At 66.0% G+C, this 25,942-nt stretch carries 30 protein-coding genes; 8 read left to right on the top strand and 22 right to left on the bottom strand.

Going from position 1 to position 25,942, the window contains the following annotated elements:
* Positions 1 to 42 precede the first annotated feature (42 nt).
* Positions 43 to 1,524, top strand: coding sequence for an ATP-binding protein (locus V6M49_RS04695; RefSeq protein ID WP_332760285.1), 1,482 nt, complete (start codon positions 43 to 45; stop codon positions 1,522 to 1,524).
* Here the strand turns inward: V6M49_RS04695 and V6M49_RS04690 are convergent.
* The 3 genes from V6M49_RS04690 to V6M49_RS04680 form a co-directional block, all read right to left on the bottom strand.
* The gene (locus tag V6M49_RS04690; RefSeq protein ID WP_141141616.1) at positions 1,516 to 1,893 is read right to left on the bottom strand and encodes a hypothetical protein; all 378 of its coding nucleotides are present in this window, start codon (positions 1,891 to 1,893) and stop codon (positions 1,516 to 1,518) included. The two genes, V6M49_RS04695 and V6M49_RS04690, sit on opposite strands and share 9 nt — an antisense overlap.
* Positions 1,894 to 1,932: 39 nt before the next feature.
* The gene (locus V6M49_RS04685) at positions 1,933 to 2,298 is read right to left on the bottom strand and encodes a J domain-containing protein (RefSeq protein WP_332760283.1); all 366 of its coding nucleotides are present in this window, start codon (positions 2,296 to 2,298) and stop codon (positions 1,933 to 1,935) included.
* Positions 2,299 to 2,375: 77 nt separating this feature from the next.
* Entirely contained in the window at positions 2,376 to 2,798 is a 423-nt protein-coding gene (locus V6M49_RS04680) for an Hsp20/alpha crystallin family protein (RefSeq protein ID WP_141142194.1), read from the bottom strand.
* A gap of 139 nt (positions 2,799 to 2,937) precedes the next feature.
* Here V6M49_RS04680 and V6M49_RS04675 point away from each other — a divergent pair, with 139 nt between their 5' ends.
* Complete coding sequence (locus V6M49_RS04675; protein WP_141141618.1) at positions 2,938 to 3,258, top strand: MerR family transcriptional regulator; 321 nt, start codon at positions 2,938 to 2,940, stop codon at positions 3,256 to 3,258.
* Here V6M49_RS04675 and V6M49_RS04670 read toward each other — a convergent pair.
* Both V6M49_RS04670 and V6M49_RS04665 read right to left on the bottom strand, forming a co-directional pair.
* Complete coding sequence (locus V6M49_RS04670; protein WP_332760280.1) at positions 3,255 to 3,581, bottom strand: MmcQ/YjbR family DNA-binding protein; 327 nt, start codon at positions 3,579 to 3,581, stop codon at positions 3,255 to 3,257. The two genes, V6M49_RS04675 and V6M49_RS04670, sit on opposite strands and share 4 nt — an antisense overlap.
* Positions 3,582 to 3,586: 5 nt before the next feature.
* Complete coding sequence (locus V6M49_RS04665) at positions 3,587 to 4,366, bottom strand: phosphatase PAP2 family protein (protein WP_332760278.1); 780 nt, start codon at positions 4,364 to 4,366, stop codon at positions 3,587 to 3,589.
* 131 nt (positions 4,367 to 4,497) lie between these two features.
* Between V6M49_RS04665 and V6M49_RS04660 the strand changes: the two genes are divergently transcribed.
* Entirely contained in the window at positions 4,498 to 5,607 is a 1,110-nt protein-coding gene (locus V6M49_RS04660) for a DNA alkylation repair protein (protein WP_332760276.1), read from the top strand.
* Positions 5,608 to 5,639: 32 nt separating this feature from the next.
* Here the strand turns inward: V6M49_RS04660 and V6M49_RS04655 are convergent, their stop codons facing one another.
* A complete protein-coding gene (locus tag V6M49_RS04655; RefSeq protein WP_332760274.1) occupies positions 5,640 to 6,122 on the bottom strand; it encodes an immunity 26/phosphotriesterase HocA family protein in 483 nt (160 codons plus the stop codon).
* Between the two features lie 371 nt (positions 6,123 to 6,493).
* Here V6M49_RS04655 and V6M49_RS04650 point away from each other — a divergent pair, with 371 nt between their 5' ends.
* Positions 6,494 to 7,531, top strand: a complete 1,038-nt coding sequence (locus V6M49_RS04650) for a zinc-dependent alcohol dehydrogenase family protein (RefSeq protein ID WP_332760273.1) — start codon at positions 6,494 to 6,496, stop codon at positions 7,529 to 7,531.
* A 281-nt stretch (positions 7,532 to 7,812) separates the two neighbouring features.
* Here V6M49_RS04650 and V6M49_RS04645 read toward each other — a convergent pair whose 3' ends face one another.
* The 7 genes from V6M49_RS04645 to V6M49_RS04615 form a co-directional block, all read right to left on the bottom strand.
* Positions 7,813 to 8,700, bottom strand: a complete 888-nt coding sequence (locus tag V6M49_RS04645; protein WP_332760271.1) for a helix-turn-helix transcriptional regulator — start codon at positions 8,698 to 8,700, stop codon at positions 7,813 to 7,815.
* Between the two features lie 149 nt (positions 8,701 to 8,849).
* Positions 8,850 to 9,833: a sugar kinase gene (locus tag V6M49_RS04640; RefSeq protein ID WP_332760269.1), complete on the bottom strand. Its 984-nt coding sequence runs from the start codon at positions 9,831 to 9,833 to the stop codon at positions 8,850 to 8,852.
* Entirely contained in the window at positions 9,830 to 10,579 is a 750-nt protein-coding gene (locus V6M49_RS04635; protein ID WP_332760267.1) for a bifunctional 4-hydroxy-2-oxoglutarate aldolase/2-dehydro-3-deoxy-phosphogluconate aldolase, read from the bottom strand. The genes V6M49_RS04640 and V6M49_RS04635 overlap by 4 nt, the downstream gene beginning before the upstream one ends.
* A 5-nt stretch (positions 10,580 to 10,584) precedes the next feature.
* Positions 10,585 to 11,733, bottom strand: coding sequence for a galactonate dehydratase (gene dgoD / locus V6M49_RS04630; RefSeq protein ID WP_104060565.1), 1,149 nt, complete (start codon positions 11,731 to 11,733; stop codon positions 10,585 to 10,587).
* Between the two features lie 7 nt (positions 11,734 to 11,740).
* A complete protein-coding gene (locus V6M49_RS04625) occupies positions 11,741 to 12,649 on the bottom strand; it encodes a carbohydrate ABC transporter permease (RefSeq protein ID WP_332760266.1) in 909 nt (302 codons plus the stop codon).
* On the bottom strand, positions 12,646 to 13,587 hold the full coding sequence (locus V6M49_RS04620; RefSeq protein ID WP_141141625.1) for a carbohydrate ABC transporter permease: 942 nt from the start codon (positions 13,585 to 13,587) through the stop codon (positions 12,646 to 12,648). Before V6M49_RS04620 ends, V6M49_RS04625 begins: the two co-directional genes overlap by 4 nt.
* 131 nt (positions 13,588 to 13,718) lie before the next feature.
* Positions 13,719 to 15,014 (bottom strand): ABC transporter substrate-binding protein, encoded by a 1,296-nt coding sequence (locus tag V6M49_RS04615; RefSeq protein WP_332760264.1) that lies wholly within the window; start codon positions 15,012 to 15,014, stop codon positions 13,719 to 13,721.
* 135 nt (positions 15,015 to 15,149) lie between these two features.
* Between V6M49_RS04615 and V6M49_RS04610 the strand changes: the two genes are divergently transcribed.
* On the top strand, positions 15,150 to 15,998 hold the full coding sequence (locus tag V6M49_RS04610) for a FadR/GntR family transcriptional regulator (protein WP_332760262.1): 849 nt from the start codon (positions 15,150 to 15,152) through the stop codon (positions 15,996 to 15,998).
* Here V6M49_RS04610 and V6M49_RS04605 read toward each other — a convergent pair.
* The 7 genes from V6M49_RS04605 to V6M49_RS04575 form a co-directional block, all read right to left on the bottom strand.
* The gene (locus tag V6M49_RS04605; protein WP_332760261.1) at positions 15,995 to 17,845 is read right to left on the bottom strand and encodes a S8 family serine peptidase; all 1,851 of its coding nucleotides are present in this window, start codon (positions 17,843 to 17,845) and stop codon (positions 15,995 to 15,997) included. The genes V6M49_RS04610 and V6M49_RS04605 overlap by 4 nt on opposite strands.
* A gap of 202 nt (positions 17,846 to 18,047) precedes the next feature.
* Positions 18,048 to 18,920, bottom strand: a complete 873-nt coding sequence (locus V6M49_RS04600) for an NAD-dependent epimerase/dehydratase family protein (protein WP_332760260.1) — start codon at positions 18,918 to 18,920, stop codon at positions 18,048 to 18,050.
* The gene (locus V6M49_RS04595; RefSeq protein WP_141141629.1) at positions 18,917 to 19,507 is read right to left on the bottom strand and encodes an adenylate kinase; all 591 of its coding nucleotides are present in this window, start codon (positions 19,505 to 19,507) and stop codon (positions 18,917 to 18,919) included. Before V6M49_RS04595 ends, V6M49_RS04600 begins: the two co-directional genes overlap by 4 nt.
* 143 nt (positions 19,508 to 19,650) lie before the next feature.
* Positions 19,651 to 20,808, bottom strand: a complete 1,158-nt coding sequence (locus tag V6M49_RS04590; protein ID WP_332760257.1) for a hypothetical protein — start codon at positions 20,806 to 20,808, stop codon at positions 19,651 to 19,653.
* Positions 20,809 to 20,903: 95 nt separating this feature from the next.
* A complete protein-coding gene (locus V6M49_RS04585; protein WP_332760256.1) occupies positions 20,904 to 21,416 on the bottom strand; it encodes a hypothetical protein in 513 nt (170 codons plus the stop codon).
* 1 nt (position 21,417) lies between these two features.
* Positions 21,418 to 22,260 (bottom strand): hypothetical protein, encoded by an 843-nt coding sequence (locus V6M49_RS04580; RefSeq protein WP_332760255.1) that lies wholly within the window; start codon positions 22,258 to 22,260, stop codon positions 21,418 to 21,420.
* Between the two features lie 90 nt (positions 22,261 to 22,350).
* Entirely contained in the window at positions 22,351 to 22,809 is a 459-nt protein-coding gene (locus tag V6M49_RS04575) for a hypothetical protein (RefSeq protein WP_332760254.1), read from the bottom strand.
* Positions 22,810 to 23,348: 539 nt separating this feature from the next.
* Between V6M49_RS04575 and V6M49_RS04570 the strand changes: the two genes are divergently transcribed.
* Both V6M49_RS04570 and V6M49_RS04565 read left to right on the top strand, forming a co-directional pair.
* Positions 23,349 to 24,092, top strand: a complete 744-nt coding sequence (locus V6M49_RS04570; protein ID WP_141142200.1) for a GAF and ANTAR domain-containing protein — start codon at positions 23,349 to 23,351, stop codon at positions 24,090 to 24,092.
* Positions 24,093 to 24,228: 136 nt separating this feature from the next.
* Positions 24,229 to 24,636 (top strand): response regulator transcription factor, encoded by a 408-nt coding sequence (locus V6M49_RS04565; protein ID WP_248758623.1) that lies wholly within the window; start codon positions 24,229 to 24,231, stop codon positions 24,634 to 24,636.
* Positions 24,637 to 24,684: 48 nt separating this feature from the next.
* Here the strand turns inward: V6M49_RS04565 and V6M49_RS04560 are convergent, their stop codons facing one another.
* The gene (locus V6M49_RS04560; protein ID WP_332760252.1) at positions 24,685 to 25,194 is read right to left on the bottom strand and encodes an MFS transporter; all 510 of its coding nucleotides are present in this window, start codon (positions 25,192 to 25,194) and stop codon (positions 24,685 to 24,687) included.
* 10 nt (positions 25,195 to 25,204) lie between these two features.
* Between V6M49_RS04560 and V6M49_RS04555 the strand changes: the two genes are divergently transcribed.
* Complete coding sequence (locus V6M49_RS04555; protein ID WP_332760251.1) at positions 25,205 to 25,516, top strand: hypothetical protein; 312 nt, start codon at positions 25,205 to 25,207, stop codon at positions 25,514 to 25,516.
* Between the two features lie 39 nt (positions 25,517 to 25,555).
* On the opposite strand, the gene V6M49_RS04550 is transcribed toward V6M49_RS04555, so the two are convergent.
* The coding region (locus V6M49_RS04550) for a lytic transglycosylase domain-containing protein (RefSeq protein WP_332760250.1) at positions 25,556 to 25,942 on the bottom strand (387 nt) is incomplete at its 5' end.

Below are 25,942 nucleotides of genomic sequence, written 5' to 3'. Positions count from 1 at the left end.
CACGGCCGGGCTGCTGACGAGCGTCGCTGCTAGGGTCTGAGCATGGATGAAAAACTGGGGAAGTTCATCGACGATTTTTCCGAGCTGGTCCAGCTGGCGCAGGCCGGAAACCACCGGCAGCAGGCCGGCAAGCAGCTGCTTGAGGCGCTGACGGAGCACCTGGGTGAGCCGGCTGAAGGCCTCTCCGTGGTGGTGGAGAACATCCCGCCGCACCGGTTTATGGATGCGGACATCCTGATGGCGGAGTTTGCCGGTCAGGATCCGGACAGCCGGCTGGTGGGCATCGGCGGCGGCGGCCAGCGGCACCACCAGTCGCTCAGCGACATGGTGCAGCAGTCGCAGCTCTTTCCCCAGTTTCCGCTCTCCCAGCCCGAGTACACGAACCTTGCCGTGGGACCTGGCCAGCAGCGCCAGGCGGTGGCCATTGGGCTCTGGCTCTTCAGCCGCGCAGGGCACAAGCTGGCCGTGTTGCAGCGCGACGCGGCCCCGCATACCGGGCGCCAGTCCGCCACCTTGGAACTGCTGGCCGCCCGGCCGGAAACAGCCACCGGATTCCTGGCCGAGTTCCGCCTCCGGATGGACAACAACAGCGTCCTCAAGGGGCAGGTCATCTCCCTGGTCATGTCCGAGTATGGGCCGAGCACCGCGGGGGTGACGTTCCACCACCGTCCCAGCCTCCCGGCGTCGGACGTCATCATGCCCGACGGCCTGCTGCAGAAGGTCGCGGACCACACCGTGGGCATCGCCACGCACCGGGCGTCCCTCAAACAGCACGGCCAGCATCTCAAACGGGGCATCCTGCTGTACGGCCGCCCGGGGACCGGCAAGACGCACACCGTGCGCCACCTGCTGAGCCAAAGTGAAGGCTCGACGGCGATCCTCCTCTCGGGCGGATCGCTCGCCAGGATCTCCGAGGCGGCCCGCATGGCCCGGGCGCTGCAGCCCTCGATCGTAGTGCTGGAGGATTGCGATCTTATTGCCGAGGACCGGAGTTTCGGGCACGGGCCGCAGCCACTCCTCTTTGAGGTGCTGGACGCCATGGACGGCCTGGATAACGACGCCGACGTCGCGTTCGTCCTCACCACCAACCGGCCGGACATGCTGGAGCGGGCGCTGGCGCAGCGCCCGGGCCGGGTGGACCTCGCGGTGGAGATCCCGCTGCCGGCCCATGCCGAACGGGTCAGGCTGCTGGAACTGTACGGCCGCCTGGTGGCGTTCAGCCCGGCTGCACTGGATGCCGCCGCGGAACGGACGGCGGGAACCACCGCCTCCTTCGCGCGGGAACTGGTCCGGCGGGCGGTGGTGGCTGCGGCGCTGGATAACACCCCGGTGTCCGATTCGCACCTGGCGGCCGCCGTGGAGGATCTGATGGCCGACGCCGAAACCCTCACCCGCAGCCTGCTGGGCAGCGGCACGGACGCGGCCGGTTCGCCCGGTTTCCCGGGGCATGGTTTCCCGGGGCATGGTTTCCCCGGCCCAGGATTTCCTAAGCCGGGAATGCCTGGGCCGGCCGACTCATTGTGAGCCGAACAGAAATTCCTTGGCGTGGGCAACAGCCTTCCGGTAGGCATCGTTCCGGAGCGTGACGAGTTGCTCCGTGTCGCCGTCGGCCGGTTCCAGGTAGCCTGTGTATCCGGGCCGGAGCACCCAGATGTCGCCGGCCGGCGGGAGGTAGAACACCCCGAAGGACCGCTGCTGTTCGTCTTCTGCGGTCCACACCGGCACCACTGCCAGGGCCGCGCCGGTGACGGGATTGATCCATTGGGCCCGGGGCAACGGCTCTTCGTGGGCTTCAGGGTTCAGGAACGGCGCGGTGCCCTTGCCCCAGCGTTGTTCGAAGCGTTCGTGGAATGCAGGGATCAGGTGTGAATCGTAACGGCGCCACTCGGTCATTGGTGTCCTCCTCACTGTGATGGCTGTCGTCTTACCGGCCTACGCCCAAGGTCCGCTTTCCCAGCGCACGGGCGTGATTCTGATGGTGCTGCCAGCTGGCACGTCCCGGCGACCGACCTTTCGGACGGGGATCTCGATCGGATCGGCGCCCTGCATGCTGTTGCCGGTCCGGCTCCTGTCGTAGGCTGCCCGCCGCGCCGGATCCCGCAGGACAGCGAAGGCCTGCATGATCCGCAGCAGCTCGGCACGGGTTGGGTCGCCACCAGCTTTGGCGCCGTCTGTTGCACCGCCGTCGAGATCCGGATGATGGGTGCGCATCAGCACCCGGTAGGCGCGGGAGATCTCCTGCTGGCTGGCAGCAGGCTTCACGCGCAGCACGTCGTAGTAGTCCGGCTGGCTGGTCATGGCGGCTTCCCGGAAGAAATTCTCGTGGGCACGGCCCCGGGGCGCGGGCAGCGGACTGCCGGCGCCCCGGGTAACTGTTAGCCTCCGATTTCGTGCATCTGGCTCTTTGTCTCGATTTCGATCTTGCGCGGCTTGGCCTGCTCCGTCACCGGGATCCGTAGTGTCAGGACGCCCTGGTCGTAGCTGGCCTTGATGTGGTCAGTGTCCAGGGTGTCGCCCAGGATCAGTTGGCGGCTGAAAACGCCGCGGGGGCGTTCAGAGGCCACCAGTTCAACATTGGGCTGGGTCGGATCAAGGCGCTCCGCCCGGACCGTCAGGACATTGCGCTCGACGTTCAGGTCCACGGAGTCCACCTTGACGCCAGGGAGGTCGAAAGCGACCACGAATTCGCCGTTCTCCTGCCAGGCATCCATGGGCATCGCGGCCGGCCGGGCAACGGTCCCGAAGACCTGTTGGGTGAGCCGGTCCAGCTCACGGAACGGGTCCGTACGCATTAACATCATTTCCCACTCCTTCAGCATGAAGTTGTTGACTTGATCGCATACCCACCACCCGTACATCTATGGTGGTGGATATAGATTTTTTATAGCACTCGTGGGAAACTGAAGCAAGGCACTTTGGAGGAAATTTGAGGCAGACATGACAGGGTCCACTTCAGGGCGTGAACCGCCGCCCACGGCAGGACGGGCACTTTATGCCATCTCCGTGGCGGCCCAGCTAACAGGCACAGGCCAGCAGAACATCCGGCTTTACGAGACACGGGGTCTGCTCACGCCCGCCCGAACCTCCGGTGGCACCCGCCAGTACAGCGATGCCGATATCACCGTACTCCTGCACATCGGGGAACTGCTGGAGCAAGGACTGAACCTGGCCGGCATCGCAAAAGTCCTGGAACTTGAGGCCGCCAACGCCAGGCTGCACCGTGCCCTCAAGCGTGCGCGGTCACTCCGCGGGCTCTAGCGTCCCTCAGCTGGTGCGGATCCCCGGCCGCCTGCCAGCCGGTAGGACTCCTCCAGCAGTTCTCCGAGTTCCTCAGTTCCGATGCGGGCCAGCCGGACCAGCACGAGCTGCGGCGAACGCTCATGGTGCGGGGTCCAGAAATACGTGTCGGGCTCCGTGCCCGCCAAGGCCTCCCGCTCGGTGGTCTTCACCGTCAGCACGCCGTCCTCCCACATGCGCGCCATCAGGGTCTTCGCGAACCACGCCGGCTGGTCCCAGCTGCTGCGTTCGGTGACACCGGGCAGGGCGAGGCACATGCTGCGGACATCCGACTCGGTTGCCATCGCGGCTAATCCGCCGGCGTGTCCGCTTTGGAGAGTTCGCCCGTGATCCGTTCGCCAGGGATCCGGGCGGTCCGCCACGTATCCAGGGCGATGACGGCACCGAGGATCAGCAGCGAGAGGGATACTGAGGCCATGGCGTCGCTGAGCCAGTGGTAGCCGAGGTACAGGCGGCTCAGCGCGGCCAGGACGACGCCGATGCCCGCACCAACGAAGCCGATGACGGCCGACGTCGGGTTTTTCCGCCTTGAGAACACCAGGAAGGTGGTCACCAGCAGGAAGTCACAGGCACCCAGCACATGGCCGGACGGAAATGAGTAGGTGTAGTCTGCGCCGAACAGCATCAGTTCCACCGGCGGCCGCGAGCGCTGGACGATCGCCAGGATGATCTGCGATGTCACGACGCCGGTGAGCATCGCGGTGGCGAGCACAATGGGCCGCCACGCGTGCTTGGCCACGAACCCCCAGACCACCGTCACCACCAGCACGATGATGGGCAGGGCCACAGGGCCAAAGATCACCGCGAGGAAGATCATCACGGCCGTGAGGGTGTCGGACCGGAGCGAGAGCAGCCAGTCGCGGATGGACTCGTCGGGACCCCAGGGGCCGGTGTTGCTCTGCAGAACGCCTACGAGGGTGGCGATGAACAGCAGCGCGCCGACGCCTATGAGCACCACAGCCGTCCGGTACAGAGCCGTCCGCGCGGCCGGTTCCATAAAGCGTTCCTCCACCACGAACTTGTTATGGAAGGTCCGCCAAAGACTGGTCTTGCCTGCCTGTTCTGCCACTTTGTTTCCGTCCGTGCGCCGTTGAGGAGTGCTTAGGGTGAAGATTATCTCTTCTGGGCGATGTTGGCCCTTCTCTGCACATGGTTTGCCCTGCCGCCGGGCATGTCAGCCTGCCGGGGTAGCCTGACTGAATGGGCGTGATGAATGAGCTGATCAACCGGCAGGGCGTGGAAACACTGGGCCGGATTCTGGCTGAGGCCGCTCCAGGATTGGACTGGCCGCACGTCGCTGCTGCCGCCGCACAGTTGGACGAGTTGAGCCTTCGCGGCCGGACGGATGCGGTGAGCAGCGCTCTGCTGGCAGACGTGCGGCAGCTTCCGGATCCGGGATATCCGACGGCGGCGCACATCTTCCGGAGCGCCCTTTCCGGCGCCGGTTTCACAGGTTGGATCCTCTGGCCGGTATCCGAAACGGCCGTCACGCTTGCCCTCGAATCTGGCGCCGCACCTGACTTTGACGACTGCCTGGCCCTCCTGGCCGAACTGACCCCGAGGCTAACCGGCGAGTTCGCCGTCCGCCGGCTGCTGGCCGCGGACCTGGAGCGTTCCCTCGAGATCATCCAGGGCTGGACGGGGCATCCGGACGAGCATGTCCGGCGGCTGGCCAGCGAGGGGACCCGGCCATACCTCCCCTGGGCGGTACGGGTACCCGCCGTCGTCCTTCATCCGGAGGCGTCCCTCCCGGTTCTGGACGCCCTGTACCGGGACCCTTCGGAGTACGTGCGGCGCTCGGTGGCGAACCACCTCAACGACGTGGCGCGGCACGCGCCCGCTCTGGTGGTGGCAACGGCGGCTCGCTGGCTGGCCGCCCCGGACGCCAACACCGCATGGGTGGTCAGGCATGGCCTGCGGACCCTGATCAAGAAGGCCCACCCCGGTGCACTCGCGCTGCAGGGGTTCACGACGGCGTCGGTTGCTGTCACGGGGCCCCGGCTGGACCGGAACTCGGTGGCCATACCGGGTGAACTGGCTTTCGACTTCGCAATCGCCAACACCGGGAAGTACGATGCGCGGCTCGCGGTGGACTACGTGGTCCATTACGTCAAAGCCAACGGCACGCAATCGGCCAAGGTCTTCAAGATCGCGGCGCTCACCCTCGCCGCCGGTGAGACCCGCACACTGTCGAAGCGTCATGCCTTCCGGCAGATGACCACCCGGGTGCACCACGCCGGGGTCCACGCCCTGGAGCTGCAGATCAACGGGATCCGGCACGGGCACACGGAGTTTGAGCTGCACGTCTGAGGTGGGAGGCACTGCAGCTTGGGCGATAACGCTCATTCGGGTATGCGCGGAAATCCCAACTGGTCACTGATGTGGTCATCCAGCCAGCGATAGCTGGAAAGAGCCCAGTCCCCGCAGGGCTCCACTGGTGCAGGAATAGGGTGACCCTGTTCATCCCTATACTCTCCGGTCCATCGACGGAAACAGTGCTGGGCCAATAGATCTTCGTCCGACAGGGGCTGGGTGCCGACGGTTTCGAAGTAGCCTTTGGTCCAGGGTATGCGGTTTATGAATATGGGCGGGAGGAGTAGAAAGTCCGGTCTTAGCTGGTCTAATGCGGGACTTTTCGCAGATGAAACGTGATCGTAAATGTAGATGAGATATGAGCCGGGCATGGGTGCCTTATCCGCAGGAAGATCCGCGGAAATAACCCTGCCAAACACGTACTGCTCGTCTGGCAGCTGTAATGCAAAGATGTCACCGGAAGCCGGCTTTTTACGACTGGGCTTGAGAATCCGTATATTTGTTTCGCTCATCAGTACCCATACTGCCTTAGCCCCGAGCTGGTCAAAGCGACCGCCATGTTGAGCACCGCGACGTCCCAAGTCTTCGTAATCCCGGTGTAAACCGGTTTACGCCGCGCACGCCTACATAGGCTTGCGTCTTGGCTGCAGTAGCGAGTCTTCCGATCTTTCCGACTGGGCCCAGCGGGAGGAGCGCCGCCCCCAAAACTGCACCCGCACAGGAACCCTTGCCGGAAAACAGCTGCCTGTGAAACGCCACAACACAACTGGGAGGCACTGCGGGTACCTGTATCAACAGCCACTCCCACACAGGCGGAATGTGCGGTTGGCTAGTGAAGGAACACCCGGGCTCCGGCCCCTGACGAAGTGATGAGGAAACGAAAATGCGAGCAACCATCATGTATGGCGCCGGTGACGTGCGCGTGGAGAACGTGCCCGATCCCGTCATCCAGAATCCGACCGACGCGATCGTGCGGATCGTCAATTCCTGTATCTGCGGCTCCGACCTGCACCCCTACCACGGCATGCCCTCGTCCAGGCAGGGCAGCCCCATGGGCCACGAGTTCATCGGCGTCGTGGAGGAAACAGGCAAGGACGTGTCCACCCTGAAGAAGGGGGACTTCGTCATCGCCCCGTTCGCCTGGTCCGACGGTACCTGCGTCTTCTGCCGTGAAGGCCTGCAGACCTCCTGCCGCCACGGCGGATTCTGGGCCTCGAACGGAATCGGCGGCGCCCAGGCCGAGGCCATCCGTGTCCCGTTCGCCGACGGCACCCTGGTCAAGGCCCCTGTGGGTGAGGACAGCGAGCTGCTGCCGTCGCTGCTGACCCTCTCCGATGTATACGGCACCGGCTACCACGCCGCCATCAAGGCAGGCGTCAACGCCCGGACCACTGTCACGGTCATCGGTGACGGCGCCGTCGGGCTGATGGCGGTGCTGTCCGCCAAGCAGCTCGGTGCCGAGCAGATCATCCTGATGGGCCGGCACAAGGCCCGCACCGACCTGGGCATCGAATACGGCGCCACCGACGTCGTCGCCGAACGCGGTGAGGCCGGCATCGAGAAGGTGCGCGAGCTCAGCGGCGGCGACGGAACGCACACCGTCCTTGAGTGCGTGGGGCACCGGCCGGCGTACGACCAGGCCCTCGGCGTGATCCGCCCGGGCGGCGTCATCAGCCGCGTGGGGGTGCCCCAGTACGAGGACGCTCCGATCGGTTTCGGCTCCATGTTCGGCCCGAACATCACGCTCACCGGCGGCCCGGCTCCAGTCCGCGCCTACATCGAGACGCTGCTGCCCGGCGTCCTTGACGGCACCGTAAACCCCGGCAAGGTCTTCGACCGCACCATCAGCCTGAACGAGGTCCCCGACGGCTACCGCGCCATGGATTCCCGCGAAGCCCTGAAGGTCCTGGTCCGTCCGTAGCGCCACTCTCGAGAGGAAACGCACGGGATTAACGTCACCATGCACGGCACGCAGCCGGGCGACCCGGCCAAGGCGGCGGAAGCCATCCTGGCGGTCGCCGAAAGTGCGAACCCGCCGTCCCTGCTGGTTCTCGGCAGTGACGCCATCTCGCCCTGTGGGAAGCGCCCGAGGACAGCGCGGATCCCGAAACGGTCTGGGGCAGCAAGCTCACAGCCGACGAATACCCCTCGACGAAGTAGGAAGACGGCAGGGCACCCGCAGTTGGGCCGCAGGCGGCGATACTACGGGTGTTTTGCAGTTGGTGCCGGTTCTGCAGAGGCCTCGTCGTGCGTGGCAGCCCAGGAGGCCAAGAGCTGCAAGGCGTCAGCCGTCGGGGAACCGGCGGGCGCGGTGTACACGTTCAGCACCAGGCCCGGCTCGCTGGGCAGCTCCATGGACTGGTAGTTCAGGTCAAGGTCACCCACCACCGGGTGATGCAGCCGCTTAAGCCCGCTGCGGTGGAAGACCACGTCCCGGGAAGCCCACCGGTCCCTGAACAGCTCGCTCTGCGTCGACAGCTCGCCAACGAGCCGGATCAGGTCGGGGTCGTGCGGGTGGCGGCCTGCTTCAAGCCGGAGCATCGCCGCGGCATCGTTGGCGATCTGATCATAATCTCGCCAGAACTCCCGGGCCGCCGGGTCAAGGTACGTAAACCGGGTGGTGTTCACGGGCCGGTGCGCGCTTTTGAACACAGGTGCATAAAGTGCCCGCCCCATCCGGTTTGCAGCCAGGATGTCATGGCGGCCGTTGCGGACCCACGCCGGCGCGTCAGCCATTGCATCGAGGACCTGCTGGACTTCAGGGCGGACAGTACCGGACGGCTTGCTCCGGCTCCTGCGCGCCGGCCCGGCGGCGCGGGCGAGGTCAAAAAGATGCTCCCGCTCGGCTTCGTCCAGCTTCAGCGTGCGTGCGAGGGCATCCAGCACGCTTTCGGACGCCCCGGCGAGGTTGCCGCGTTCCAGGCGCACGTAATAGTCCACGGACACACCGGCCAGCATCGCCACTTCCTCACGGCGCAGGCCGGCGACCCGCCGATTCCCGCCGTACGCAGGCAACCCGGCCTCCTCGGGCGAAATCCGCGCCCGCCTGGAACTTAGAAACTCCTTGATGTCCGCGCGCACGTCTCCCATACCCCTACGGTAAGCGCCCGCGGTCCCGGGCGGCAGGCACTGTCAGTACCTGCCTGCCCGGCGCCCAAGGAATGGAAGCACAGGGAATGCAAGCCCAGACGCCGGGTTTCGACAGGCTCAACCACCGGGAGCAGTCTCAACCACCGCCGCTACCGCTGGGTGGTTCCGCTGGCGGTGGCGCCCAGCATGGCGAGCTCGGCCCGGCTGGGCAGGCCCTCCCAGTCGCCGGCCGTGCTGACGGCGAAAGCCCCCATAACGGCGCCGCGCTGCAGGCGGCCGGCAACGTCCTCGCCGTCGAGCAGGGCAGAGAGGTAGCCGGCCGTGAAGGCGTCCCCCGCGCCCACGGTATCGATGCTTGTCACCGCGACGGCGGGAGCCTCGAACCTTCCGGAGGCGGTATGGACCCCGGCGCCGGCTGCTCCCCGCTTGACCACGACTTCCCCAACCCCCTGCTCCAGCAACGAGGCAGCGAGCGCGGTTTCGGCGTCGTCGTACCCCATGGAATCGGAGCCGCTCAAGGCGGCGGACGCCACGAGGTCCAGCTCGTCGTCGGACGCTATCAGGATGCTGGCGTGCCGGGCGATGGGGCCCAGCACGGCGCGGGCCTCGTCCCGGGACCAGAGCCGGCCGCGGTAATTGACGTCGAGGGAGACCACCACACCGTCGGCTGCGGCGCGCTCGGCAGCGTATTCAAACGCCTTCCGGGCTTCCGGGCTGAGCGCGGGGGTGATGCCGGTCAGGTGCAGCACACGCGGACCGGCACCGAGGGCACTGTCCACGTCGTCCCGGCTGACGGTGGAACCGGCCGAACCCGCGCGGTAGTAGAAGGCCCGGGTGACGTCCGCGGTCCGCTGCTCGAGGAACATCACGCCCGTGCTGCGGGACGGATCCACCCGGCACTGCGTCCCGATACCCTCGGAGCGGAGCTGCCGCAGGATGAATTCGCCGTGCGGATCGGCGCCGACTGCACCGGCCCACGCGACTGTGTGTCCCAGCCGCGCAACCCCCACGGCGACGTTCGATTCGGCACCCGCCACGTGCATGGCCAGGCTTCCGCCGGCGGACAGCGGCCCGGCGGACCGCAGCGACACCATGGATTCGCCGAACGTGAGGAGGTCGACGGCGGCGCTCACCGCACGCCCGCGGCGGCGGTTGCTGCGGCGGTCGCTACGGTCGCCGCGGCCGTCCGGCGGGCAAAGGAGTCCGCCAGGTCCACAAACGCGCGGGCACGCCCGCGCATCGGGGCCAGGTCACCGCCGGAGCCGGCATCGCCGAACAGCGGTCCGCCAAGTCCGACGGCGATCGCGCCGGCTTCCCAGTAGCCCGCCGCTTCGTCAATGCCCACGCCGCCGACGGCGATGAACGGGATCCCGGGGAAGGGATCGCGCAGCGCCTTGAGGTAGCCGGGGCCGCCGATGGAGGCGGGGAACAGCTTGATGGCTGTGGCCCCGCGGTTCATCGCTTCGTACGCCTCGCTGGGCGTCAGGGCACCGGCCAGCACCGGGATTCCCCGCCGCGCCGATTCCTGGATGGATGCGGCCAGGGACGGCGTGACCATGAACTGGCCGCCGGCCTCGGCGACGTTGTCCACGTCCTGAACCGTCAGGACGGTTCCGCCGCCGACGTAGCAGCCCGCCGGTGCGGCGGCACGGACCTCGCGGATGGCATCCAGCGCCCCCGGCGTGGTCAGGGCGATCTCGACGAACGTGAACCCTTCCGCCATCGCGGCGAGGGCGGCCTGCGCCGCGGCCTTGCCGTCGGTGCCGCGCACGATTCCCACGAGCCGCGACTCCCGGATTCCGGCCAGCAGGCTTTCGGGCGTGATGTTCGTGCTGTTCGTGCTGTTCGTGCTGTCAGAAACGTCAGTGCTGTCAGTCATGTTGTTTACCATTCTGCAAAGGATCCGTCCGAGTGGCGCCAGACCGGCCCGCGCCAGGCATGGCCGCGCTTGTCCGCCGCGCGGACCACGGCCTCGTCGATTTCAATGCCGAGGCCGGGACCGGTCAGCCGTTCAATGTGGCCGTCCACGAACTTCAGCGGGGACTTGTCCACCACGTAGTCCAGGACTTCGGCGCCCTTGTTGTAGTGGATGCCGATGCTCTGTTCCTGGATCAGGAAGTTGGGCGTCGCGAAGCCCACCTGCAGGCACGCCGCCAGGGCCAGCGGCCCCAGGGGGCAGTGCGGGGCCAGCTGGACGTCGTAGATCTCCGCCAACGAGGCGATCTTGCGGACCTCGGTGATGCCGCCGGCGTGCGAAAGGTCCGGCTGGGCCACGGCGATGCCGGCCTGCAGGGCGGGCAGGAATTCCTGCCGGCTGTAGAGCCGCTCACCGGTGGAAACCGGCGTCGTGGTTGACGAGGTGAATTCGCGCAGCAGGTGCGTGTTTTCCGGGACGACGGGTTCCTCGAGGAAGAACGGCCGGTACGGTTCCAGCAGCGGCGCCACCCGGCGGGCGTTGGCGAGGCTGAAGCGGCCGTGGAAGTCAACCGCGACGTCACGGTGGTCCCCCAGCACCTCGCGGGCCGCGGCAACACGGCGGACGACGCCGTCGATCTCGGCCACCGAGGCGACGGGGCTCATCCGGCCGCTGGCATTCATCTTGACGGCGGTCAGGCCCACTTCCAGCTGGGCGCTGATCTGGTCCGCCACCTCGTTCGGCTCATCCCCGCCCACCCAGCCGTACATCCGGATCCTGTCGCGGACGTGGCCGCCCAGGAGCTGGTGCACGGGGGTGTTGAAGTGCTTGCCCGCGATGTCCCACAGTGCCTGGTCCAGTCCCGAGACGGCGCTGGCCAGGATGGGTCCGCCGCGGTAGAAGGAACCTTTGGTCATGACCTGCCAGTGGTCCTCGATCCGGAGGGCGTCGTTGCCGATCAGCAGCTCCGAGAGCTGCCCGACGGCGGTGCGGACCGTTTCGCTGCGCCCCTCGCAGGTTGCCTCGCCCCAGCCGACAATCCCGCTCTCGGTCTCGATCCGGACAAACAGCCACCGCGGCGCGACGAGGAAGGTTTCAATTCTGCTGATGAGTGTCATGCCGGACCTAGCCCTTGGTAGCTCCGGCGGTCATGCCGGAGACGATGTACTTCTGCGTGAAGAGCGCAATGATCATGATGGGGATGGTCACCACGGTGGCGGCCGCCATGAGTCCGCCCCAGTCGATGCTCGCGTAGGAGACGAAGTCGAAGATCGCCACCGGCAGCGTCTTGGTCTTGGACCCGGAGAGCACCAGGGCGAACATGAAGTTGTTCCACGAGAAGATGAAGGACAGGATGCCGGCAGTGGCCATGCCGGCCACGGACAGCGGCAGGGTGATGCGCTGGAACGCGCCGATGGGGGTGAGTCCGTCCACCTGCGCCGATTCCTCCAGTTCCAGCGGGAGCGAATCGAAGTAGCTCATCATGATGTAGACGATCAGCGGCAGGGCAACGAACATGTGGCTGAGGATCAGCACCTCGAACCCGCCCACCATTTTCAGGTTGGAGAACACGTAGTACCAGGGCACCAGCAGCGAGACGCCCGGGATGACGCGGGCCATCAGGACCACCAGGGCCGAGCGGTGCATGGTGAACCGGCTCATGGCGTACGCGGCCGGGACTCCCAGCACCAGCGACAGGGCCGTGGAGACAAAGGCCACCCAGAAGCTGTTGAAGATGAAGACGAAGTAGTTGTTGCGCTGCAGCACGTTTGCGTAGTTCTCGAACGTGGGGCTGAAGATGAACGATTTGGCGGTGTCGTAGATGTCAACGTTGGTCTTCAGCGAGGCCAGCAGCATCCAGAACAGCGGTGCCACCAGGAACAGCACCACGGCGATCAGGGCCGCGACGCGGAAGACCTTGTAGGCGCGGGTGCCGAGGGGCTTCTTCGGCCGGCGGACCGGCCGGGGCTGCCGGGGCTGCCCGGCGGACGCTTGGGCTTTGGTGTTTTCTGTGTTTTCTGACAGAACGGTCATTTGCTTACCGCTTTCTTGCGCATGGTCAGCAGCCACATGGAGCCGATGATGATCATGAAGAACAGGATCAGCACCGCGGAGGACAGCCCGTACTGGTTGTAGTCGAAGCTCAGCCCGTAGGCGTAGACGTTCAGGGTCTCCACTTCGTGGAAGGACCCGCCGCCCTTGCCCTTGGTGGCGTACAGGATGTCGAAGGTCTTCAGGGCGTCGATGCCCCGGAGCAGGATGGCCACAATCACCGTGGGCATCATCAGGGGCAGCGTGATGAAGAAAAAGCGCTGGAACGCGTTGGCTCCGTCCATGCGTGCCGCCTCGTCGGGCTCCTCGGAAAGGGAGGTCAGGCCGGCGAGCAGGATCAGGACCACCATGGGGGTCCACTGCCACACGTCCATGAAGATGGTGGTGCCGAGCGCGGTGTCCTGGCCGGAGAGCCAGGGCTGGGCGGGGATGCCCACAGCGGCGAGCAGCTGGTTCGCGAACCCGATGTTGGGGTCGAAGATCAGCCGCCACATCATGCCGACGGCCACCGGGGTTGCCACGAGCGGCAGCAGGATGGCCACGCGGACCCACTTTTCGCCGCGGAAGGGCCGCCAGAGCAGCAGGGCGATGCCCATGCCGAGCGCCACTTCGCAGACCAGGGCAATTCCGGTGAAGGTGAGTGTGCGGCCCACAGCGGGCCAGAAGCGTTCGACGTCGGACAGGACCGTCAGGTAGTTTTCCAGGCCGATGAATTCGGTGGCTGCGCGGACGGAGCCCTGCGAATCGGTGAGGCTCAGGTACAGCGTCCAGGCCAGCGGGAAGATGATCAGGACGCCGACGAAGGCCATCGCCGGGGCTGCGAAGAGCCATTTGCGGTGCCGGTTGGCCCAGTCAGAGAATTTTTCGCGGGCACCGGGAGCACGGCCTGCGTTCCGGGCTGCGCTGCGGGGAGGAGTCATTACAGACATGGTTCACCTAAGGAGTTGGGGGGTGAAGAATGGCCGGGGCGGGACGGCAGCGTCACTGCCGTCCCGCCGGGGCTGTTGCGTGCACCGGGCCTCATTGGCTGAGGCCCCGTGCACCGCGTGCGTTACTTCTTTTCGCTGTCCAGGAACTTCTGGAAGGCCACGTGGGCCGAGTCTGCTGCGGCGGACGCGTCGGCGCCGGTGATGCTGGCAACGATCGGCTCGCCCACGATTTCGCGGGCCTTGCCTACGGTGACTACCTCGGGACGGTCGTGGCCCACACCGTTTTTGGCGCTGGCGGCAATGGCTTCGGCCAGGTCCTTCGGGTACGTGGAGGTTCCCGCGGAGTCAGCCCAGACGGAGGCTCGGGGTCCGGGGACGCCGGCCTTCTGCGCGGCCAGGGTGCGTTCCTTGCTGGTGGCCCACTGGATGAACTTCCAGCCGTTGTCCTGGTTGCCCGAGGCCTCGTTCACTGCCAGGCCCCAGGACGGGATGTTGTACGGCTTGGAACCGGCGGGACCGGCGGGCAGGGCGGCGAACCCGACCGTCTCGGCCACCTTGGACTTGGCCGGATCGGTGGCGTTCTTGTAGAGCGAGTCCGCCTCGGTGTAGAAGGCGGCCTTGCCCTGTGTGAAGATGGCCATCGCCTCGGGCCAGCTCATATCCGTGCTGACGTTGGCGGGGCCGTAGTTCTTGATCAGGCCGCCGTAGTACGCGTAGGCCTCTTTGGCGGCTGCCGAGTTGACGGTGGACTTGCCGCTGGAGTCGGTGAAGTCGCCGCCGAAGCTGTACAGGAAGCTGGAGAACTGGGTGACGGCGGCGGACTTGCCGGTGCGGGCCACAAAGCCGGCCGTGTCCGCGTTGGCTTCCTTGATGGCCTTGGCGGCCGCCTCAAGCTCCTCCATGGTCTTGGGGACCTCAAGGCCGGCGGCCTTGAGCAGGTCCTTGCGGTAGTAGAGGACTTCGCGCTCGGTGATGATGGGGACGCCCACAACCTTGCCGTCCGCGGTGGTGGCCTTGACCGGTCCCTCCTGGTAGTCCTTCCAGTCCCAGCCGGAATCCGAGGAGACCTTGCTGGTCAGGTCCGCGAGGTAGCCGTTCTTCGCGAACGCCTTGCCTTCCTGGAGCGGGCGGTACATCATCACGTCGATCTCGTCGCTGCCTGCGTTGAGCTTGACGTTGTACTGGTCCGAGAGCTGGTCTTCGCCCAGCTGGGTCAGTTCCACCTTGAGCCCCGAGGATTTCTCGAATTCCGGGATGGCGGCCTTGATGCCTTCGGTCCAGACGTGGTTTGCGAGAGTTACCCGGACGATGCCGGATTCCTTGGCGTCGCTGCTGCCGCTGCCTCCGCCGCAGGCGGTGAGCCCCATGGAAAGTGCCGCGGCGACTGCCGCGTACTTCATTACTGAACGTCGCTTCATGACGACTCCCTTGCTTCCAGGCTGACGTCACTGTCCAGCCATCTACAAATGCATCTTTACATCTGCTCTGGAAGAGAGCATAGGTAAATAAGGCAGACTTAAACAACCCCTTTTGGCAACCAGTATGATTTATCTATGAAAACCCCAAAGGCGGAGTCCCCTACCGACCGGCATACTGCGTTGGTCCAGAGCCTGGGACTCGCCATTGCGGAGGGGTCCCTCGCGCCGAATTCGGTAGTGCGGCTGGACGAGCTGGAGGCGCAGCACAAGGTCTCCCGCTCCGTGGTCCGGGAAGCCGCCCGCGTTCTGTCATCCAAAGGCATGCTGGCATCCCGCAGGCGGTTCGGCACCGTGGTGCAGCCCGAAGAGGCCTGGAACCTTTACGATCCCCAGGTGATCCGTTGGCGGCTGGCCTCGTCCCGGCGTCTGGAGCAGCTTCAGGCCCTCAACGAACTCCGTGGCGCGATCGAACCACAAGCTGCCCGGCTCGCAGCCGAACGGGCGTCCTGGGATGCCGGCAGCGATCTTGTCTCACTGGCTGCGCGGTTGTGGGCCGCGGGCCAGCGCGGAGCGCAGGAGGAATTCCTCCTGCTGGACGTGGAGTTCCATGCCGCCGTCCTCAACGCATCAGGCAACGCCATGTTTGCGCAGTTCCAGTCACTTGTGACAGAGGTCCTGACCGGCCGGACGGAGCACGGCCTGATGCCACACCTGCCCCACCACGAAGCACTGCAGCTGCACGTTGACGTGGCCAGCGCCATCCAGCGCGGTGAGGCCGGCGCCGCCCATGCCGCCATGAGCAGGATCGTGGAACAGTTCGCTGAGGAAGTGGGCTATATCTGGTCCGAGCACAACCATGGCGAGTCGCCGGATGCTTCCCCTCAGCACACAACCCCGCGGCACACAACCCCGCAGCACACAACAGAGGCCGACGGCGCCCCCCAATTGCCGCCATCGGCCTCCCTTTCCACCACCGACAGCTAGAACGAACCCGTGGTGAACTGCCACGTCTTCGTGGCCAACTGATTCCCTGCGAGGTCGCGGATGGACGTCCCGCCGCCGGTTACAGTCACCGTGTATTTCGTCTTGGCTGCCAAGGTGTTCTGCGGGTCCAGGATCCACTGATTGGTGGTGCCGTTGCGGAAGACGGCGGCCGTGACCACGGCCCCGGTGGCGGCGTTCTTCACCGTGAACGTGGCGGCGCTGACGCCCTGGACCGGCTCACTGAAGGTCACCGAAAGGTTGTTGTTCCGCCTGACGAGTTGGGAGTTGCTGCCCGGAGTGAACCCTGTGACCGTGGGCGCCGGGCCGGTGGTGAACGTCCAGCTCGTGCCGGCCAAGGGCGTGCCTGCGGTGTCGCGGATGGCGGTGGCGCCGCCCACCAGCGTCGCCGTGAAGGTGGCATCCGCGGCCAGGTTGGCGGAGGGATCGAGGGTGGCCGTTTTGGTTGTGGCGTTGTAGCTGACCGTTGCCGGGATGGCGGTGCCGGCGGCGTTCCGGAGCACAAACGTTCCGGCACCAACACCCTGGACGGCCTTGCTGAACGTGGCCGTCACGTTGCTGGCCACGGGCACCGCCGTCGACTGTGCTGCGGGTGATTTGGCCGTAACTGTGGGGGCAGGCGCCACGGGAGCCGGTGCGGGCGCAGGTGCCGGTGCCGGTGCGGCGGCGTACAGCAGGCGGTTCGGCGTTCCGGTGCCGATGCCCGTGATGGCGCCGGCAGTGGCGTTCGAGGCCAACGACGCAGCGACCTGGGCGGGCGTGAGCGCCGGGTTCTGGGACAGCAACACGGCCGCGGCGCCGGCCGTGTGGGGCGCTGCCATGGATGTGCCGGACATGGAAGCGGTTGCGGTGGCCGAGCTGTACGAGGCGGAGACAATACCGACGCCGGGTGCATACAGATCCACGCAGGAACCGAAGTTGGAGAAGGAGGCCTGACGGTCGGCGGAATCGCTGGCTGCCACCGTGACCGCTGCGGGGAGCCGCGCCGGCGAGCTCCCGCAGGCGTCCGCGGCAGAGTTGCCGGCGGCAACCACTGCAGTAGCGCCGTCGTTAATGACACCTTGGAGCGCCGAATCCACGGCCGCGCTGGCCACTCCGCCCAGGCTCATGTTCACCACGGCGGGGGTTCCCGCGGCGTGGTTGGCGGCGATCCAGTCCAGGCCGGCAACGACGTCGGAGTTGAAGCCGGAGCCGGTGCAGTCCAGCACCCGGACGGGGACGATCGTCGCCGCCTTGGCCACGCCGTAGGTGGTTCCGGCCACCGTTCCGGCCACATGGGTGCCGTGGCCGTTACAGTCGCCGGATCCGCGGCCATCGGCCACTGCTGTCCAGCCTGCTGCCACGCGGCCGGCAAACTCTGAGTGCGACGCGAGCACGCCGGTGTCCACCACGTACGCGTTGACTCCGGCGCCGGCGGCGGTCCAGGTGTAGGAACCCGAAAGGGGCAGGGGCCGCTGGTCCACGCGGTCCAACCCCCATGGCGCGGGCTGCTGCGTTGCGGAGAGTGTGATGGGCGCATCCACTTCAACCGACGCGACGCCCGCCGCACGGGACAATGCCGCGGCTTGCGCCGGCGTCGCCGTGACCACGGCGCCACGCAGGGCGTGCGAAAAGGAGCGGCCGATGCCGAGGCCCTGGGACTTGAGGCGCGCCGCCTCGGCCGGGACGTCCGTTTCCGCGGTGAAGCGGACCAGATAGCGGACGCTTGCTTCTTTGCCACCCGGGGCAACGGGCGATGCAACGGCGGCGGCGGGCAGGCCCGAGGCGGTCAGGGCCACAACAGAAATCAGCATGGCGGCAGCGGTCAGCACAAAACGGAAGGTGCGCATGGCGGGGTCCTAGTGTGACGGTCTGGATTGATGCTGGCGGCAACAAATCCCCGCCTATCACCAGATTAGGAGCCCGCCACGCGCCGCGGCCGGGAATTGAGCTGATCTTGCGCCAACCCTTCGGCGCCTGCGGAATTCTTGAGGGACCGCCCTCCCCCGCCTACCCTTCCGATCAGCCTTCCGCGATTCAGTCTTCCGCGATTCAGTCTTCCGTGGGCGTGGTCCTGTTGGAGTGGTAGGTCCGCCACGTGTGTTCAGGCTCGTAGCCCAACAGGCGCCGGGCCTTGTCGATGGACAGCAAGGTCTCGTGTTCGCCCAACTCCTTGGTCACGGTGACGTTGGGGAACACCTCCGCGGCGAGGCTGGCGCTGGAACGCGTCATGACAGTGTCCGCGTTCGCGATGATGAATGCCTGGAACCCGGGCTGGCCGTTTTCCAGCGCACGCGCCACAGCCTGTGCGCCGTCGCGCCCGTCGATGTAGCCCCAGAGGTTCCACTTCCGCGCACCGGCGTCCGAATCGAACGACGGGAACCGTTCGTAGTCCTCAGGATCCATGACGTTGGAGAACCGCAGGCCCGCAATGCTGAGCTCGGGATCCCAGCGCGTCAGCTGGATCGCCATCTGCTCCTCGAGGTGCTTCACGAGTGAGTACGTGCTCTCGGGCCGGGCCGGGTATTCCTCATCCACCGGGAGGTAGGGAGGGTCGACGTCGAACGGCAGTCCCAGCACCGTCTCGCTGGAGGCGTAAACCACCTTCTTGATGCCGGCCCGCCGCGCCGCCTGGAAGACGTTGTAGGTCGAGAGCATGTTGTTCTCGAAGGTGGCGGCATCCGGGATGATGCCAGGCGCCGGAATGGCTCCCAGATGGACGATTGCGTCGAAGCCGTCATGCCGGTCGTCGAGACCGAGGAACACGTCAAGGACCTGGCCATAGTTGCGCAGGTCCACGATTGCCAACCCGCGGTGCCGCTCCCCCGCCCGGTCCAGGTTCAGCACCTGGTGGCCGTCGTCGGTCAGCCTGCGGACCACATGCCGTCCCAGTTTTCCGCTGCCTCCGGTCACTGCAATTCTCATGGGGACACCCGGGTGGCCAGGAACTTTTCGACGGCGGCAATGGCACGTGTGGTGATGGCACTTGGGTCACCGCTGCCATCCACCGAAACCAATATGCCCCGGCCGGCGTAGACCGCCACGACCTCGTGGGTTTCGCGGTGGTAGAGGTCCAGCCGGTGCCGGAACACTTCGATGGTGTCGTCCTTCCGGCCTTGTTCCTTGGCCCGCCGCAGCATCCGTTGCTCCAGTTCGGAATCCGGTGCGCGGAGTTCCACCACGGCGTCGAGGCGGTGGCCCTGGGACGCCAGTATGTTGTCCAGTTCCATGATCTGGGGAGCTGTCCTGGGGTATCCGTCCAGCAGGAATCCGGGCTGCAGATCGGCGTCGAGGAGCCGGTCCTTGACCAGGGCGTTGGTGAGATGGTCCGGGACAAAAGCGCCGTCGTCGAGATACTTGGCGGCCTCTACGCCCAGCGGCGTCTCGTCGCTGACGTTGATCCGGAAGATTTCGCCCGTGGATACGGTCGGAATGCGGAAGTGCTTGGCGATCTGCACCGCTTGGGTGCCTTTCCCTGAGCCCGGCGGCCCGATGATGAGCAGTCTGGTCATGTTCCTGTCCCTCCGCGGCGTCCTTGCCGGCTGGTCTCGGGTCCACTGTCGGCTGCGCCAACGTGTGCTTCATTCTGCCCACAAGTCGCAGCACAACGCCAGCCTCCGGGAGGGCACCTGGAGGCTGGCGTTGGATTGGGGGGCTACAACTTGGAGTTCGTCCCGGCAATTTGCGCGGCGGACAATGGATTGCCAGCGATGTCCGCGATCCCGGCGTCGGGGGTGTAGTTGGGTCTCACGTTGCCATTCACGTCCAGGGGCGAGCCGGTACCGGTACCGAGCGTAATAGTGAGTTGATTCGCTGTTACGTTCCATGAAAGGGATGATCCCGTGAAGGTCAACCCGTCTGTGCCCGCATAATTGCCGACAAGCCCAACTTTCCCGACCCTCATAGTTGTACAGCCGTCCGTTGTCAGGCGGAGGACGTCATCGGAACCCACGGTAACAAGCACTTGGTTCACCGTCTGGCTGCCGCCGGCCGCCGACCAGCCGCTGCAGATTGTTGACGGGTCAAGCGCCTCGTTGAACTTGAGGAAAATCTTGTCCCCCAGATCCATGATGCCGCTCGTTCCGCCGTTTTCGAGGCTAACTGTGGAAGCAATTGGCACGGAGACGTCCTTGGTGCGCGTCACTATTCGGGGATCACTCACATTACCTGCCGCATCCTTGGCGGTGGCAGTGTAGGTGACGGCTCCGGGGCTGAAGGCCGTGAGGTTGAAATCGGCTGTGGTCCAGTCTCCGCTCTCGGTGGCAGCGACCGTCTTAGAGACAGGAAGCGAACCGGACCCCGAAACAGTAACTGTCACCGATGAACTTGGCTCGGCGGTGCCACGGACTGGGACGCTTGAAACGTTGAGACTGTTGACGTATGCGGGTGCGATGATCACCGGCGGGTCCGGCTTCGTCGTGTCGGCGACGAAGACTCCCACGCTGCGGGCAGACTCCGGCCCCGCCCACGAGCCGAGCACAGGTGTAACCGTGTAATACCAGGTGCCGGAAGGCAAGGCAGGTTCGCTGCAGCTCAGCGTGGTGACTGTTCCAGCGCAGGTTCCTCCAGCTGCAACCTTGGTACCGCCGGTTACGGATGAGTAGCGGGCAACGGTGTAGCCAGAGACAGGCCGGCCCGCCGCCGTCGTGCTTGCCGCCCAACTGACGGAGGCAGCACCTGCCGAAGCGGACGCCGTCGGCGCGGCCACGGCAACGATGGCATCGGCCCCGGCGCCGCCGTTGTTGCTGCTGAGGGTCTGCCAGTAGGCGCTGGCCGCCGGGGCGCCCCAGGAAATGACGAGGGCTACAGCCATAACGCCGGCCATCCGGGCCTGGCGATTCGGGCGGAGCAGTCGTGGCCTGGTTTCGACAGGCTCAACCACCGGCCGCCTGGGAGGGATAGGGCGGCTCATTTCCGTGCCTCCAAAGTGACGGGCAGATTGAACGTGGCGCCCTGGCAGCCTGACAGCGATGCCGTGGACATGGCGGCGGCGCCCTGCAGGGTGATCAGCACAGACGAGTTCGCCGGAATACTCACTGTCGGGGCCAGCGGAACGGCAGGTTCAACGAAAGTCACGCCGGTTCCGGTGCCGGGGCAGCCCGCGGGGTTGCCGACCACCGTCACAGCCCCGTTGCCGCGGATGGCGTAGACCTGCACGGCGTGGCCGTTGGGGTTGTGTGCCCGGACGGCAACATCGGCGGTGCCGCCCGGGACAAGGGTGTTCTGCGGGCTGTCGCCCGCCACGAGGGCCTCGACGGTGACGGTGGCCATGGTGCCGTTGGTGGCGGCGCCGGATCCGGCACCCACCGTGGCCCAGTAGGCGTACGCTCCGCCCACTCCCGTGGCGAGGCAGAGGGCGACGGTTGCTGCCGCAGTCTTAGCAGCCAGCCGTTGGGGGGTGGTTTTCGTTGTGCGTGTCATCTCAGTTCCCCTCTCCTGCTCCGGAGTACGAGAACTGCAGGGTGGCGCCCTTACAGCCGTCCTGGTTCAGCGCCGTGTCCAGCATGGCGATTTTAGGCCACAGTGCAGGAGCGGTGCCGAGTGATTGGAGCGAGCTGGAGCCCACAGGAACCGTGAACGGATAGGAGCCGGTGTAGTTGGTCACCACGTAGTCCGACGCCGTGCAGGGAAGCGCTGCTGCCGCTGCCGCCTGCGTCCGGGTGATGCTGGTGATGGCGACGGACAGGCTGGTCAGCGCCAGGCTCTTGTTGTTGGGATTGGCAAAAGAAAGATTCAGCGGCAGCGTGGCACCCGGCGTGAGCTGCGTGCCCAGATTCCCGGAAATGGTGAAGGACTTCTTGGACGAAAGGACGTGCAGTTGGACCACGACGGCGGCGGCCTGGCTTGCGCCGGCGGCCGTGGCGATGGTCAGGTCCGCTTTGCCGTCCGGAGTGGTTGCCGACGTCGTTACGGTGAGCACCACTGTGGCGGTTTTACCGGAACCCAGCGTCACCGACGCCGGTGCGAAGGCCGCCGTCGTACTGGCCGGCAGGCCCGAAACAGTGGGGGTGACGCTGCCGCTGAACCCGTTGGTGGAGGTCAGGGACACCGAATAGTTGACCGGGTCGCCCCGGTCAACCGTCCGGCTGGAGGGATTCACCTGGATGGTGACGCCCTTTGTGGTGTTGCCCTGGCTCCCGCCCTGGCTGGCCGCGAAGATAGTGCCCGCCGAAACGAGCATCACCACAAGACCCACCAACAGCACCTTCGCTGCGGTGGTGGTTCTTCGCATGACTGTGCGGAAGTACCCAGAATCATTCTGCACGTTCAGCCCTTCTGGCCTGTTCTGAATTGAGGGGGAGGCGGTGGAATTCGCCGGCAGGAAGGCCCCTGCTCCTCCCGCCGGCGAAGACTGTTAGACGCTGCCGACAGTGATCGTGACGACGGCGCCCTTGCAAGCGCTCTGGTCCACCGTTGCGCTGTCATTGAACGTCAGGGTTCCGCTGCCGACAATTGTGTCGGTCGAGTTCTTCGCGACCGTGGTGTTGCTGGTGTCCGCAGTGACGTCGAACCAGGCCTGAAGGCAGCCCGCGACGTCCGTGCTCACACTGGCGGTCAGGACCCCCACCTGGGTGCTGGTGTTCGGGTCGGCGTTGTCCGCCGTGTAGGTCACCGTGCGGGAGTCTCCGGGCGTCAGTCCGCCCTCGAACGCAGCGTGCAGGGTGACCGTGCCGCCGCCTTCCGAGTTGGTCGCTTCGCCTGAGCCGTCGCCGGTGGTGGTCCAGTAGGCGTAGGCAGCGCCGCCGCCGCCGGCCACCAGTGCCAGGGCACCGGCTGCTGCCAAGACCTTGTTCTTCTTGGTCATTTTGCGCATGAGAGAGACTCCTTTGGGCTGGGGGTAAAGACAGATGCTGAGACGCACAGCCATCGGGAACCACTAAGGGACCTTGCTTCCGGCTGATCGATGACGCCCATACTTCCCGGCGCTGGTGATCCCAACAACGCGTAGCAGTACTGGACTTTTGCAGACCTCCTCGGCCACGACCTCTTGGGTGAGGGGCAGGGTACTCAGTCTTCGTCGACGAGGGGTGAGGTGTCCGATGCGCCGGGAATCTTCGCACAAGCGTTCAGGAACCATCCGCACTCCTTGTAGTTTCAAGCCCAGAGGCCTCACTGCCGGATCCTCCGGCGGTGCCCCCACACGGTAAGCAGGTAGTCCCTGAGTCCCCCTGGCCTGGCCGCCTTGTGGCGCTTCCCAAGGCTCTGGCCTGTATATACTTCTGGATATCGGTTTAGCAGCAGGCCGTTGGACAGTTCGTCGATCCAGCGACCGTCGCCACCCTTTTGCCACTACGGCAGGGTTGTGCGGAGGGTTACCGGCTCCTTTGACCTGAGCGAATGGCACTAAGAACCGTGGCCAGCGAGTCAACACCAAAAACAGCTACATCAATCACCGAGCACCTCCACGAAGAACTCCTCAACAGCTCCGACGTGGAGGAGTTCCTGGATGAGCTTGCCCGGGTGTCGGCCAGCACCCTTTCCGAACCCGGCGACGAAGTGCTGTGCGGCATCACTCTCCTGCGTCAGCGCAAGGCGGCCACCATTGCCAGCAGCGGCGCCGCTGCCCGCGCTGTCAGCCAGATTGAATACCAGTCCGAGCAAAGCCCGGGCATGGCTGCCTCGCTGGAGCAGGTGACGGTCCATGTTGCTGACGTGAAAGACGAAGCGCGCTGGCCCGGATACTGCGAAGCCGTCCTGGACCAAGGCATCCGGTCAGTCCTGGCCATCCCATTCCGGCTGGAGGGGGAAACCAAAGCCACCCTGCTCCTCTACTCCCACCGGACCTCCCGCTTCGAAGGCCGCGTCCTGAAGGCTGCCGAGGATTTCGTCCGCCAGACCTCGCTGGCCCTGCGGCTTGCGGTGCGTTTCGCGCATTACAGCGAGACTGCGGCGCATCTGCGTGCCACCCTCGAATCACGCACGGTGATCGACATGGCGGTGGGCATCATCATGGCCCAGAACCGGTGCAGCCAGCAGGACGCATTCGAGCTCCTCAAAGCGGCGTCCAGCACCCGTAATTCCAAGCTGCATATCGTCGCCGCGGCCGTGGTGAATGCGCTGGGCCAGGGGCCGGCCCGGACCCAATACGACGGCTGAACCCGGCCCCGCCGGCGGCGGCCATCGAGGTGTCCGCTGAGATGACCGACGGGCGGGTTGCGGAATACGTCGCTTTGACGGTTTACCCACCCCACCGGCCCCGTACACTGGTGGCAAAGCTGGCTGAGGGGCTTTCATGGAAACAAAACGCATCTGTCTTGTCATCGAGGACAACGACGACATCCGCGGTCTGATCACGGTGGTCCTGACCCGCGCAGGCTTTTCCGTACGTTCGGTCGCCAACGGCGCCGAAGGAATTGCCGCGGCCGCTGAACCATCGGTTGCGCTGATCACACTGGACCTTGGCCTGCCGGACATGGACGGGCACGTCGTAGCCCGGGCAATCCGTGCCTTAAGCACCGCTCCCATGCTGTTCCTCACGGCCAGGTCCGAGGAGGACGACATCCTGGCCGGAATGGCCTCCGGCGCTGCTGCCTACCTGACCAAGCCATTCCACCCCAAGGAACTGCAGGAGCTCGCACTGCGGCTCTGCCCGGCGGATGCCCCCGCCCGCCAGCAGTCGACGCCGCAACGGCAGCAGTAAGCCGCATCCTGGCGCCTGCCCGCTCGCTTGCCCACCAGCTGACGTAACCTATTCAGCCTCAGGCGGCCGGCCGGCGTCGGACCCTGCGACTACCGCGATGGCTCCCAGGAGCAGCGCGGCGTTGGCCCAGAATATCCCCAGCACGCCAAGGGGTGCGGCGAAAGAGCCGACGGCGATGGGCAGTGTAATCTGCGCCAGCCGGTTGACCGTCATGCGCAGGCCCAGGACCGCTCCGTGGCTTGAGGACGCAGTCAGGGACACCACCCAGGCCATGGTTAGCGGTTGCGGAATGCCGAGCCCAAGTCCCAGCCCGATCATCACCGCAATGGCACCAAAGGGACCCACGAGCGGAAGGGCGGCCAGGGATAGGACTGCGGCGCCAATGGACACGATCAGCATCGCCTTGCGTCCGAAGCGCCCGATCAGCCGGGTAAGCCCCACCCTGCTGGCGACTGACACTGCAGCCCGGAGGGCCAGCAGCAGTCCGACGACGGCGGCGCTCACGTTTTGTTCGGTGGCCCAGACCGGGACGAACGCATACATCAGGTCCACCGTCATCGGTTTCGTAGTGGTGGCACCGTTCAGCCGGCTCGGCCTGGAATTCGGCGCCCCGGAACTGTTCCTCGTCGCCCTGCGCTATTTCGGCCTGGTTCTTGTTCTCCTCGCCGCCAACTATGGCCTGATCTCGGCCCTGGACGCGCTCTCCGTTGCAGCACTGCCGGCCAAGATCCTTGCCGAAATCGCCCTCCTGACCGTCAGCTGCGTGGTGCAGCAGCGCTTTCTATTCGCCCGGCGAACGCCCAGGAGCGCGGCACGGGAGGCTGAGGACCAGGCTCTGGACCCGAGCCGCGGCCACCATCCCGGGACGTTGCGCCGGTAGCCGAGGTACTGCGGGCGGGACGGCAGCAGCCGCGCTGCCTTATCCGGTGGTGCCCGTCTTCTCGGCGTAGGAGGTGGCCTGGCGGCGCACCTGGTCCACGTAGGAATCGGACTGGTTGTAGGAGTAGATGGCATCAGTCCATCCGTTCGCGGCGGTGAGGTCGCGGCCATGGGCGCATAAGTACCCGGCCGCGCTGAGGGCGGCGTCGTCGATGTTGAAGGGATCCGCTTCTCCGTCACCGTTCCCGTCAAGTCCCGCAAGCTCCCAGGTGGAGGGGATGAACTGCATGGGTCCAACGGCGCGGTCCCAGCGGGCGTCGCCATCCAGGACGCCGTCGTCGGTATCAGCGATGGCGGCAAATCCGTTGCCGTCCAGGCTCGGGCCGACCATTGGCCCGCTCGCCTGCCCCGCGGCAGTCAGGCTTCC

Source organism: Pseudarthrobacter sp. (genome assembly GCF_036675385.1).
Taxonomy (GTDB): Bacteria; Actinomycetota; Actinomycetes; order Actinomycetales; family Micrococcaceae; genus Arthrobacter.
This window is presented reverse-complemented; position numbering and strand designations above follow the sequence as displayed.

What these genes read in the sequence shown, in the direction of transcription:
- V6M49_RS04695 (WP_332760285.1), top strand. Translation starts at nt 43, where the DNA reads ATGGATGAAAAACTGGGGAAGTTCATCGACGATTTTTCCGAGCTGGTC.
- V6M49_RS04690 (WP_141141616.1), bottom strand. Translation starts at nt 1,893, where the DNA reads ATGACCGAGTGGCGCCGTTACGATTCACACCTGATCCCTGCATTCCAC.
- V6M49_RS04685 (WP_332760283.1), bottom strand. Translation starts at nt 2,298, where the DNA reads ATGACCAGCCAGCCGGACTACTACGACGTGCTGCGCGTGAAGCCTGCT.
- V6M49_RS04680 (WP_141142194.1), bottom strand. Translation starts at nt 2,798, where the DNA reads ATGTTAATGCGTACGGACCCGTTCCGTGAGCTGGACCGGCTCACCCAA.
- V6M49_RS04675 (WP_141141618.1), top strand. Translation starts at nt 2,938, where the DNA reads ATGACAGGGTCCACTTCAGGGCGTGAACCGCCGCCCACGGCAGGACGG.
- V6M49_RS04670 (WP_332760280.1), bottom strand. Translation starts at nt 3,581, where the DNA reads ATGGCAACCGAGTCGGATGTCCGCAGCATGTGCCTCGCCCTGCCCGGT.
- V6M49_RS04660 (WP_332760276.1), top strand. Translation starts at nt 4,498, where the DNA reads ATGGGCGTGATGAATGAGCTGATCAACCGGCAGGGCGTGGAAACACTG.
- V6M49_RS04655 (WP_332760274.1), bottom strand. Translation starts at nt 6,122, where the DNA reads ATGAGCGAAACAAATATACGGATTCTCAAGCCCAGTCGTAAAAAGCCG.
- V6M49_RS04650 (WP_332760273.1), top strand. Translation starts at nt 6,494, where the DNA reads ATGCGAGCAACCATCATGTATGGCGCCGGTGACGTGCGCGTGGAGAAC.
- V6M49_RS04645 (WP_332760271.1), bottom strand. Translation starts at nt 8,700, where the DNA reads ATGGGAGACGTGCGCGCGGACATCAAGGAGTTTCTAAGTTCCAGGCGG.
- V6M49_RS04635 (WP_332760267.1), bottom strand. Translation starts at nt 10,579, where the DNA reads ATGACTGACAGCACTGACGTTTCTGACAGCACGAACAGCACGAACAGC.
- dgoD (WP_104060565.1), bottom strand. Translation starts at nt 11,733, where the DNA reads ATGACACTCATCAGCAGAATTGAAACCTTCCTCGTCGCGCCGCGGTGG.
- V6M49_RS04625 (WP_332760266.1), bottom strand. Translation starts at nt 12,649, where the DNA reads ATGACCGTTCTGTCAGAAAACACAGAAAACACCAAAGCCCAAGCGTCC.
- V6M49_RS04620 (WP_141141625.1), bottom strand. Translation starts at nt 13,587, where the DNA reads ATGACTCCTCCCCGCAGCGCAGCCCGGAACGCAGGCCGTGCTCCCGGT.
- V6M49_RS04615 (WP_332760264.1), bottom strand. Translation starts at nt 15,014, where the DNA reads ATGAAGCGACGTTCAGTAATGAAGTACGCGGCAGTCGCCGCGGCACTT.
- V6M49_RS04610 (WP_332760262.1), top strand. Translation starts at nt 15,150, where the DNA reads ATGAAAACCCCAAAGGCGGAGTCCCCTACCGACCGGCATACTGCGTTG.
- V6M49_RS04605 (WP_332760261.1), bottom strand. Translation starts at nt 17,845, where the DNA reads ATGCGCACCTTCCGTTTTGTGCTGACCGCTGCCGCCATGCTGATTTCT.
- V6M49_RS04600 (WP_332760260.1), bottom strand. Translation starts at nt 18,920, where the DNA reads ATGAGAATTGCAGTGACCGGAGGCAGCGGAAAACTGGGACGGCATGTG.
- V6M49_RS04595 (WP_141141629.1), bottom strand. Translation starts at nt 19,507, where the DNA reads ATGACCAGACTGCTCATCATCGGGCCGCCGGGCTCAGGGAAAGGCACC.
- V6M49_RS04590 (WP_332760257.1), bottom strand. Translation starts at nt 20,808, where the DNA reads ATGGCTGTAGCCCTCGTCATTTCCTGGGGCGCCCCGGCGGCCAGCGCC.
- V6M49_RS04585 (WP_332760256.1), bottom strand. Translation starts at nt 21,416, where the DNA reads ATGACACGCACAACGAAAACCACCCCCCAACGGCTGGCTGCTAAGACT.
- V6M49_RS04575 (WP_332760254.1), bottom strand. Translation starts at nt 22,809, where the DNA reads ATGCGCAAAATGACCAAGAAGAACAAGGTCTTGGCAGCAGCCGGTGCC.
- V6M49_RS04565 (WP_248758623.1), top strand. Translation starts at nt 24,229, where the DNA reads ATGGAAACAAAACGCATCTGTCTTGTCATCGAGGACAACGACGACATC.
- V6M49_RS04560 (WP_332760252.1), bottom strand. Translation starts at nt 25,194, where the DNA reads ATGACGGTGGACCTGATGTATGCGTTCGTCCCGGTCTGGGCCACCGAA.